Annotated in this window: 8 protein-coding genes; 4 read left to right on the top strand and 4 right to left on the bottom strand. The window is 65.6% G+C overall.

Features of this window, described 5'->3' with window-relative positions:
- Positions 1-126 precede the first annotated feature (126 nt).
- From AB0M95_RS29255 to AB0M95_RS29245, 3 genes are all read left to right on the top strand, one after another.
- On the top strand, positions 127-300 hold the full coding sequence (locus AB0M95_RS29255) for a hypothetical protein (RefSeq protein ID WP_363771224.1): 174 nt from the start codon (positions 127-129) through the stop codon (positions 298-300).
- A gap of 428 nt (positions 301-728) precedes the next feature.
- Positions 729-1,235 carry a hypothetical protein gene (locus AB0M95_RS29250; RefSeq protein WP_363771221.1) on the top strand — a complete coding sequence of 169 codons (507 nt, stop codon included), beginning with the start codon at positions 729-731 and terminating at the stop codon, positions 1,233-1,235.
- Between the two features lie 2,371 nt (positions 1,236-3,606).
- Positions 3,607-3,840, top strand: coding sequence for a hypothetical protein (locus tag AB0M95_RS29245; RefSeq protein ID WP_363771218.1), 234 nt, complete (start codon positions 3,607-3,609; stop codon positions 3,838-3,840).
- Positions 3,841-4,011: 171 nt separating this feature from the next.
- Here the strand turns inward: AB0M95_RS29245 and AB0M95_RS29240 are convergent, their stop codons facing one another.
- Entirely contained in the window at positions 4,012-4,854 is an 843-nt protein-coding gene (locus AB0M95_RS29240) for a methyltransferase domain-containing protein (RefSeq protein WP_363771215.1), read from the bottom strand.
- A gap of 287 nt (positions 4,855-5,141) precedes the next feature.
- The gene (locus AB0M95_RS29235) at positions 5,142-6,071 is read right to left on the bottom strand and encodes a radical SAM protein (protein WP_363771371.1); all 930 of its coding nucleotides are present in this window, start codon (positions 6,069-6,071) and stop codon (positions 5,142-5,144) included.
- Between the two features lie 473 nt (positions 6,072-6,544).
- Here AB0M95_RS29235 and AB0M95_RS29230 point away from each other — a divergent pair, with 473 nt between their 5' ends.
- Positions 6,545-7,774 (top strand): helix-turn-helix transcriptional regulator, encoded by a 1,230-nt coding sequence (locus AB0M95_RS29230; protein WP_363771213.1) that lies wholly within the window; start codon positions 6,545-6,547, stop codon positions 7,772-7,774.
- 159 nt (positions 7,775-7,933) lie between these two features.
- Here the strand turns inward: AB0M95_RS29230 and AB0M95_RS29225 are convergent, their stop codons facing one another.
- Together AB0M95_RS29225 and AB0M95_RS29220 are read right to left on the bottom strand one after the other, a co-directional pair.
- Positions 7,934-9,670: a CHAT domain-containing protein gene (locus AB0M95_RS29225; protein WP_363771210.1), complete on the bottom strand. Its 1,737-nt coding sequence runs from the start codon at positions 9,668-9,670 to the stop codon at positions 7,934-7,936.
- Between the two features lie 303 nt (positions 9,671-9,973).
- Positions 9,974-10,138 (bottom strand): hypothetical protein, encoded by a 165-nt coding sequence (locus tag AB0M95_RS29220; protein WP_363771208.1) that lies wholly within the window; start codon positions 10,136-10,138, stop codon positions 9,974-9,976.
- Between the last annotated feature and the right edge of the window lie 149 nt (positions 10,139-10,287).

Genomic DNA, 10,287 nt, shown 5'->3' with positions numbered 1-10,287 from the left:
CCCTGGCCGGACTTCATTATCCGGAGGCGCGATGGTCTGTTGCTGAGAGAGGAAACGGGTAGCGATCGGCCCTCACCGTGCGGGCCGATCGGAGTTGCACGGTATAGCGCCTCTTAGGGATGAAAGATGAAACGTGAACCGTGGTGGGTGTACTTGGTGTATTTCCTAGGAGCCGTGGCGCTGGCGGCATTCCTTTTTCTTATGGACAGATGGAAGGGTCATGGCGCGGCGGTCATCGCCAGCGTGGCGATGGCCGCCGGCCTGTACGATTCCGCCCGGAAACGTAAGCGCAACAAGTGAACGGCCGCGCCTGTGTGAAGGGAGAATTCACGGCCTGCAGGCAGGGGCCGCCGCGTTTTCTCTGTCTGGATCGGTGCCGCGTTCTCGCGCTCGCCTGACTCGTTCTGAGTATCCATTTCGGTTGGGTGGCCCCGGTAATGGCCGGCCTGGATCGGTGAGGTCAACGGGACGTGGACGCGCAATATCACGGTATTCGCGTGGTTCGAGGCGACGCAGTCCAGTGGCGGCACGCTCACGCTGCAGCTTACGAACCTGCACGGGGACGTTGTCGCCACCTGTGCCGATGCCGGTAGTGCCACAGGCGTGGACAACTACGCGGAACAGACCGAATATGGCCTCGACCGCGCAGCCAACACTAGCGACCGCTATGAATGGCTGGGAGGCGGCACGTTTCATTGCCAAACAAAAAGAGCGCAAGGCGCGAAAGAATGTCTGATGAAGTTCCTTCGCTTCCTGCCGGTGAAGCGAAGGAACAGTTTGGCCTCGGATGTGCGACCACTATGGCGCTGGTCGGTCTCGTCGTCGCCGTCAGCGGTTTCTTGGCGCTTGGGCCGTCGTTGCGGGCGTTGATGGGCGAGGGGACTCGGGGCATGCTGACGGTCCAGACCCGAGATTGCAACATAACGTTGTGCAACTGGAGCGGCTCATTCGTCTCGGACGACCGGCGGCTTCAGCTCGCTCACGTGGAGACCGCCGACTTGGCCGGCGGCACGCGGCCGGGTGAGCACGTCGCCGTGATCGACGTGGACGGCAACATCTACGGAGCCGAGGGCTCGACCGAATGGCTCGGTGACGCCGGTGCGACCCTCGTAGGCATTCTCGTCATCACTTGGACGATCTGGGGCTGGTGGTCCTCGGGCCATTCGCTACAAGTGCGGCTATGGGCGCCGCGACGCCGGGCCCGTGGGGGCCGCCACGCCCGGCCACTCCAGTGACGACCGCGATCGGTGAGGTGAGGAAGCGGCGGCAGCTATCCGGCTCTGTCGATTGGTTTACGCGTTGCCCGCTGTCTCACCCTTCTTTGGCGTCCCATGCAGAGCTTGCGGCCCTGCCCGGGGCACCAGAGGACCTTTCTAGTCAGGGGATTCGCCAATTCATGCAAAGTTAGGCGCGTATTCGCAAGACGCTTTAGGCTCTAAATGGAATCGGAGACGGAAGTCGACGGCCGCTCAGCCTGGGTTTTGCCGCTACGTGAGATATCTGAGGGGGTTTCCGGGGGAGAGTGCGAAGATCGATAGAAAATCTGAGCCTGAATGGTACGGAGTGCGATGCGTATTCCATCATCGCGACCTGGGCGCATATGAAGAACGTATAACAATTTGGAGGGCTGCTCGTTTCGCGGAGGCGATTCGGCTGGCCGAAAGTGAAGCAATGCAGTATGCAAGCACACTAATTAACGTCCGCTACGTGGGACTTTCTCAGGCGTATCACATATCGGATGATCTTGACGAGGGGGTGGAAGTGTTTTCATTAATGCGCACCAGCAATCTGGCGCCGTCTGAATATGTCGATACCTTCTTTTCTGAAGGAGGTGAGCGGCAGCGTGCTCAACCTTAACTAAGCCCAGGGCCCCGCGAGTTGACGTTTTGACCGGACGCGTTCAACGGCGGACCTCGTCCAGGTTGGTAATGGGTTGCCAAGCAGCCAAAAGAGGGGGCACGGCTCCCGAGGATCAGAGATCTCTGACGCCATCTGATCCAAGCTCGACTTTGGCCATCTTCGCGATCTTGAGGAACGTTACCGGCCTGGGTGGCCTAGGTGCGATCCAGACGAACGGCGGCATCACCAGTCTGCAACTGGCGAACCTGCACGGTGACGTCGTAGCCACCTGCGACTCCGGCATCGGCGCGACCGGTATCCAGGCCTATTTCGAACAGACCGAGTACGGCTCAGCCCGTCCCGACGCCACCAACCCACGTGCTACTCCTGGCTCGGTACTGCCCATCGTTCCTTCGGCACCCTGGCCGGCTTCGCCCTCATGGGCGTCCCAGTGGCGTCCACACCCAACCGAAAGTCAGGTACGCCTCCGATAAGAAGTCGGGCATCTTCTGCGCGAATGGGAGATGGTGCAAGATTTCGACGTGGGGGTGCGTCATAGACTACTATCTGGGCATCCAGGTAACGGTCAAAGGCGCAGGAGCTCCATCCTCAATGACGACAAATGGCTAAACGACAGACTTGGATCCTGTCTATACGGATCGCAGTCGTCGCTCTACTGATGCTGCTCGGGTGGTGGCTGGTCTCCAGTCCCTCTCCAGCGCGCGACGCCCGCCAAGAAATTCAACCTTCGCAGGGTACACGCTAGGTGGAAGCGGGCAGCTGCCGCGCCCGCGAGTAATTCACCGATAGCTTGATCAGCACGGGTTGCCGGTCGCTGGGGCGTGCACGTCCCGGCGACCGGCGATGTTTCGGCCCGACGAGAGCGTCACGAGGGTGGCTGCGAAGAACCATTGGCTGCACGTGGTCGTCACGGCGACGCTGACCGCCTACCATATCGAGGGCTGGGTGAACGCCGAGAAGGAAAGGTGTAGGGGAAGCACTTTAGAGGCGCGGGAAGTGGTCGATCGAGCACAGCTCACCGAGTTGGAGCGCCGCGTCAAAGATGGTTGGATTTACGTGCTCGGGAGATCCTCTTGGGGTTCAGCGGTAGGCGGAGACTTATTGTCGAGATCGCCATCTCTGGTGTGGTGTACGTCCTTGTGATTTTGGCGGCCGGGCTGCTATTGGATTTTCGGGCGGCTGCTGCAATCGGGGTGTTCGTGGCTTTGATCTCGATACTGTCCATCGGTAAAAGATTGTGGCAGTGTAGGCACAAATCCTGATTCCAAGGCTCGGCCTGATCGCAGTCGATCACACCTGGTATTGGTGACCGTGCTCCTGTCGGCCAACTCGTACTTGTAGGAGAGCGTCCGATTCCCTGGGCGCTTACGGCAAGTCTATGCCTCGGTCTTGGCGTGATATTTGCATTGACTTTCATTATCTCGGCATTGTTCGAACGGTGCAGGCAGAGGCGTTACGGGATTACGAAGGGTGGCGCCGCGGCTCGGACTGGGAAGAAACCGCTGATCGTCTTCTGGAGAAGATTTATCCACCGAGGTCCAGTATGGCCGGGCCGTCCATGGAAAGGGTGACGGAGTACGTGCAGAAGAGATGGTGTCCCTTTTCAGTGGTGGGAGGTGGCGCTGTTCTCGCTGCCCTTTGGCGGGCCAGGGAAAGCGTCATGCTGAGAAGGCGGTCGTTTGCGATCGGCGTGGCTGTCGCCGCTGTTTCCGGTGTCCTGATGTCCGCCGAGGCGTGGCTGCGTCGATGGCAAGTAAGCCGGACGAGAAGAGGATATCGGTGGTGAGATTCCTGTTGAGGTCGATATGGTTCGGAGGTGGAGCTTTTCTGGTCGTGATGCTCGACCTCCGGGTCGCCGGTAGGTCGACCGCCGATTGGCTTTTGCCGTCGCTCTCGTTCGCTGGACTGGGGGTCGCGGTGGCCGGATTAGTCGAGTTGAGACACCGCAGGAAGCGTGAAAAGGATATTTCCTCGAGCTGAGTCCAGAAGCTTCAGGTGTCAACGGCGGCTGAATGTTGGATCTGGCGCACGTTTCGTGATCCGGCGCATCGGAGCAGAGTCTGCCCGCGTAGCAGGGTGGGGCGGTGGCGGACGCTAACGTGTGCTCAGGGGAGTTCGACTCGTCCAGAGGGACAGGCGCGGGCACCCAGCTCAAACGAGCCTTTCTCGCCAGGCCCCGCGTGCCAGGTTGATCTCTCCGGTGGGGTCGATGTAGACCCAAGCGCCGAGAAGCGGAAGGCTGCCGTCGACCAGCCATCGGTGACGTATCTCGTCCAGGGCGTTCCAGAGTCGGCGGGGTCCGCTCTGATGGACGGTCGGTGGATCATTGTTGAACGCTTCGGCCCTGGCCCAGGACCCGTCAGGGTGCACCATCCACGCCGTCCGCCGCCCGTCTCCCTCTTCCTCGTAGTAGTGTTTGATGCCGGGAACGGTGACTTCCAGCATGGATTGCAACTCCCACGCCTCCACCACGTTCGTCACCGGATAGCGTCCTTTACCGACCTCTTCTCCCTCTTGGCCGCTGATGACGTCGAAGGCCTCCCACGAGCTGGACGGGTAGTCAGGGCCGACGCGGGTGGTCATGAACCCGGCACGATCCCACTGGACTCGACCGGCCGCGCCCCCGTCCTCGGTCTTGTCGGCCACGACGATGATCGTGGTATCGGCAATGGTGGTCACCAGGCGTCCGCCCGGCCTTAATGCGGTCAGCCAGCTTTCCGGAATCGGCCGCACGGACACCGTCGCCACTATCCGGTCGTACTCCCCAGGCAGCGGCCCTGTCGCGTCACAGGTGACGATCTCTGGCCGCAACCCTATTCCGTCGAGGCGTTCGGCCGCGATCTCCGCCAGGTACGGGTCGACATCGATGCTGGTGACAAGGCTGTCACCCAGCCGCTGCGCGAGCAGGGCGCAGCCGTACCCCGAACCGGTACCGACGTCCAGGACGGCGACGCCGTCGCAGATGTCCGCGTGCCGGAACATCTGCGCGACCAAGCCAGGCAGAGTCGACGACGATGTGGGCTTCCCGGAAGGGTGATCCTCAAGCTGTGCTTGATCCGCGTGAAGCGGCCCGACCCTCGTGACCAGAGAAGTGTCACTGTACGCGGCGCTCAGCCACTGCCGCGTGTCGGACGGCCCGTCGTTCAGCGTCCACCCCGAATGGGAACGGCTCCACCATCGGGGCACCAGCAAATGGCGCGGAGTGGTCAGAACCGGCTCACGCCAAGAGGAGGTCGGACGAGTCACCTCATCGGCGAGCCGCGCGGCGTGGTGTTCCCAGTTCATTTCTTCTTCGGATCCTTCGGCGGATTCTTGGGGCTGAGTTCTGGGCCACAGAACCGGGGATTACATGCGGGCTTCTCGGATGGATGACAGTCGTTTCCGTCCTTCTTGGGGCGGCAATCCTCTTTGTCTGGATTGCATTGAGGCCCACCCCGGGGAGCCGGGATCGAGTCAACGAGATCCTTCCATGCCTGTCCGGTCAGGATCTCGGCTAGCGGTCGTTCCTTGACGTTTCCCGCCCGCATCCACCGCGATAGGACGCACGGCCACACATCGCCTGTGGGAGAAACTGCCGCTTGCCCGCGTCCACAGCCCCCGCACAGCTGCGACACATCAGGACGTGTTCTCGCGCCACGCCCGACCCCCCGAAGCCGATCGATGCCGATGCTGGACACTCCCAGCGCCAACAGTTCCGCCTGAGCCTGTTCAACACGCTGCCCGTCGAGAACATCGATGATCCCGGCCCGGACCGGGATCCCGCGCCTCACCGCCTGGGCGATGTTCGCCCGCGTACGGGCATGACTCCCCTCGCGGCCGGTCACAGCCGCGTGCTCGGATGCCCGATCAGAGTAGTAGCTCGTCGCCAGCGACACCCCCGGGGAGACGAGCATGTCCCACCAGTCGGCCCGCACGTGCACCAGGTTACTGAACACCTCCACCGGCAGGCCGCAATCGATCGCGTGCCGAAGAAGCTCCCCGAACTGCGGATGCATCGTCGGCTCGCCCCCGATGAACTGAACGTGCGATACCCCCAGCAACGCAGCCTCAGAGATGGCCGTCTTCCAGTCCTGGGCCGTCATGGTGCCATGGTCACCGTTCGGGCCCGATTCGGCGTAGCAATGCACGCATTCGAGCTGGCAGCTCCCTGTCAGCTCGAATTCCAGGCGCCAGCCGGACAGCGCCGAGCTGTGGGTCGTGTTCGTGAGCATCGTCACCGTGACGTCCTTTCGGTCAACCCCTGCATCGTCGTTCAGTGCAGCCCGGCGCCGCAGAGCCCTGGCCTGAACTGGACAAGATCCGCGAAGGCCAGGAGATCGGAGGCCTGTGGGATTCGAGGTAGCTCCAGGACCTCACAGGTCGAGTGGCGGAGAGCGGCTGTCACGGCGCAGGAAGGCGGTAGAGCGCGGTCGGCAGCGCCCGGCGCGCGTTGGTCGCGCCGCGCACGGTGCGCCCGTTCAGGTCGTCAGCGGACCACGTCCACAGGTCCCGCGGCTGGTCGTCGTCGCGTCGAGGTTAGGGTATCCGGATCACACTGCTCCTCCCGCTTACGTCTGGTGCCAGCACTCCGGCGTTGGGCGCCTTTCTTGTGGCCGATCCGTCACAACCGAGTGCGCGCGGTCCCTGGGAGGGGAGACTGGGGGAGACACGCGGATATCCCGTATTCCCAAGAGGTGCATGCCCGATGACCAATGCCCCGCCATGGGCCGTACGGCTACGTGCCGAGCGGCAACACAGGCTGTGGAGCCTGAAGGACCTGGCCGTGCAGCTACGCGAGGCAGCCGACGAGCACACCCGCGCACGGCTGCCCACCGCCGACAGCCTCCGCCGCATGATCCGCTCATGGGAGGCCGGCCGGCATCATCCTGGCGAGCTGTACGCCCGGCTCTACGCCCGGGCCTTCGGTGTCGACGCCGGGGAGCTGTTCAGCGCCTCCCGGACGCCGATCCCTACGGCGGCCCCCGCGTCGGTCGCTCCCGATCCGGAGCTGTACGAGCGGATCACCGAAGCCGTCGACCAGCCGCGGCGGGTGGACGCGGTCACCGTCGAGTGGCTGGAACGCTGCCTGGCAGAGCATCGCCGCGTCGAGGACACCGTGGGAGGGCGCCCGCTGCTGCCGGTCGTACGTGCCCAGCTCGACATCGTCGCCACCCTGGCGCGCGGCGCTTCAGGGCCGCTCGCTGACCGGACGGTCGCCATGCTGGGCGAGTATGCCCAGTTCATCGCCTGGATGTGTCAGGACTCCGGCGACGCCGCCGCCGCGCTCGCCTGGTACGACCGCTCTCACGGATGGGCGCTGGAAGCCGGTGACGCCTCGCTGGCGTCGACCACGCTCAACATGCGAGCTCACCTGGCATGGAGCCTCGGCGATGCACCGCGCTGTGTACGCCTAGCGGAGGCTTCGCGCTGGCACGATGGGCGGACGACCGTCGGCGTACAGGGGATGGCCGCTCAGATGGCGGCACGCGGCCACGCAGAGATGGGGGACGCTCAACCGGCCCGCCGTCTTCTCCACGAGGCCGAGGAGCTGATCCGGGCCGCCGCAGAGCATCCCGAGGACGAGCCGCCATGGATGTACTTCTATGACGACGGGTGGTTCGACATGCAGCGAGGCATGGCCGAGCTAGCGCTTGGCGACGCCGCTCGAGCCATCGCGTTCCTCGATCGCGGCCTGTCGAGCCTACCGGCGTCCTACCGACGCGATCGGGCCTGGTTTGGCTCCTGCCTTGCCCGGGCGCACGCCGCCGCCGGAGACGTCGACGCGGCCGAGTCGATCGCTCTCACGGTCGCTCCCGACGCCGTGGCGGTCAACCGTTTCGCGCGGCGCGATCTCGGCAAGGTCGCCCAGACTCTCCGAGCTGCCCGCCCCCGAAGCGGCCAGGCCGTCGAGGATGCCCTGCGAGCGACCGCGTAGCTCCTGGAACAGCCTCGCACGCACCGGCGCACTGCTTGTCCACCCTCGCCCGGCCCCCGGCGTCGGCGCCGCCCATACATGATGAGCCGCGGGTGACATCCCCCACGAATGACGCACGCTTAGATCAAGGCGGTACGGAAGACTGACGCCAGCTCGCATCTAGGAACGGCTCAGCGGGACCGGTGGCGTCGCGGGGGCGATCAGGGGGAGGTCGTCGCCGGTGGACAGTAGGGTCGCGATGGCGTATTCCGGCGGTGGGGGGTTGTCCGGGTCGGCGCGGGTCAGGTGCATGCGTTCCTGTTCGAGGTGGTTGCGGGCGTCGGCCAGGGCCGCAGCCGGGGTGAGGGCGGCGCCGGTGGCGAGGGCGGTGTAGAAGCGTGTGGTCAGCAGGGTGGCGTATCTGGCGGTGACCGGTGCCTGCATGGCCAGGACGCGGTCGGCGCCGCGCCGGATCAGCGTCACGGCGGGCGCGTCGCCGCCCGGCCCGGGGGGCACGGCCGCCGCGCATCCGGAGATCACGACGAGGGGCGGGAGATCCCCGGGGCCGATCAGCCCGTCCTGCAGCGGCCGGATCACGTCGCCCGCCTCGGCGTCGGCCGGCGCCGCCGTCAGGTGTTCGGCGGGCAGCTGCTCCTCAGGCGATGTGCTGGGCGCGGACAGGTGTAGGACGTGGTATCGGTCGGTGCGTAGTGCCTCGGCGATCGCGCGCGGGTCGGTGTCCTCCAGGACGCGGACCTCGGCCGCGCCCATGGCCCGCAGGTCGGCGACCGCGTCCAGGGTGGCACGCCGGTCCGTTCCCGGGTCCAGGGCGGCCCATGGGCCGGTGGTCGCGTCCGGGACGCCCCGTGTCCCGGGCTCCCTGGCCGGCGAGCCGTTCCCGGTGGGTGGGGCCACGGCCACGAGGATCTTCAGCGGGCCAGGCGAGGCCGTCGGCGTCCGGTTCGCGGTGGTGGCGATGCGGCGCCGGACGTGGACTCCGGGGACGGTGGCGAGCAGGCGGCCGTCGGGGAGGCGCAGCAGCTCGTACGGCAGCGCGGACGCCGCGCCGTCCGCGCCCTCCACGTCGATCACGACGTCCACCACAGTGCCGAAGCGTGAGTCGTGCAGCAGCCTGGCGATGTGGCGGGTGGTGTCCTCGGTGAGCAGGGCGGCGCACAGCGCACGTCCCGCCTCGATCAGACGCTCCTCGGCCACGCGCGGCGGGGCGTCCATCGCGCGGGCGAGGGTGCCGGAGCCGACGGGGAGGAGGCTCGCGCCGTGCCGCCCGAGGACGGCACCCGCCAGCGTCGCCTCGCAGGAGACCCGCCCGTCCTGCACCGCGACGGCGAGGACCAGCTCGTGGCTGAGCGGCGAACGTGCCCCCGGTCGTGACGCCGCCGGAGGCGCGGGGGAGGCGAGTGGTTCGCTCATCGAGGGCGCGCTTCGCGGGGGAGGGGCCATCAGGGTCCGCATGAGCTTTTCGGTGCCGCGGACGGTGAAATCGGTGACCTCGTAAGGGGCGGACGCGGCGGCGAGGAACTCCGGGATTTCGCCCGCCGAATGCCCAGGTAACAGAACCGGCACGTACTTGAGCGGTGCGCTCGGGTCATTCCGATGGAACGCGTCGCGGATGTGGTGGGCCGCCGATCGCACGTCGTCGCCATCGCCGGTTTCCGCGGTGTCTTCGGCGCGTCGCTTATAGGCGTCCGAGGCGACGACGATGACGAAATCCGCGTCGCGGAGGCGGTCCCGCGTCCACGTGGGCCAGTCCTGCCTGCCCTCGGCGCCGGGGAGGTCGATGCGGGCGTCGATACCATGGCAGCGCAGGAAGATCCAGAGATTGCGCACCGATTCCTCGTGCTCCGTGGAATCGGGTGCGTAGGAAATGAAAACGCGTGGAGCGCTGCTTTCGCCCATCTGACCTCCAGTGTCGGCCGAATAGCATAATCGGCCGCACCACGCGTGCGGGGTCCGCCGGACGCGTTCGCGTTCACCGCGTCATGTCCCGTTATCTCGTCATATTCCTGAGCTGGCGGGTGCCGCAGCGACTGGTTGCGGCGGGCCAGGTTGCGGAAGACCAGGCTGACCCCCTTGCGGAGCACTGAGAGCCAGCTACCTCGCCCAGACCCTCGGCACTCCGTACCCATCTCCGGCAAACGCATCCACAAGGCCATGGCGCAACTGACCCGCTGACCGCCCCATTTCGTCCCGTGGATGCACTCAGCTCAGGAAGATGCCCGTGTCGAGGTCGAAGTCGACGGGGGCGGGGAGGCGCAGGGGCTTGCCCATCGTCACGCGGGTGATGGTTTGGTAGAAACCGTCTTCCGGGTCGCTGAGGACGGTGACCGAGGGCGGTGCGTCCTCCGGGTCGATCACCAGCATCACCGGCACACCGCCACGGGCTTGAACTCCTCCCCGGCCTGAAGTGAAGGCCGGAGGTTCTCCCGTCGCGTCGCGGTCAAGCGGCGCGCGGGGGTTGACGCTTCACAGACCGGGCAGCCCCGAGGTCTCCACGTCCTGACACCACAGTCCCT

The organism is Sphaerisporangium sp. NPDC051017 (genome assembly GCF_040683095.1).
In the GTDB taxonomy this organism is placed as follows: Bacteria; Actinomycetota; Actinomycetes; order Streptosporangiales; family Streptosporangiaceae; genus Sphaerisporangium.
The sequence above is the reverse complement of the archived record's forward strand: the minus strand, read 5'-3'. Positions and strand labels throughout refer to the sequence as shown.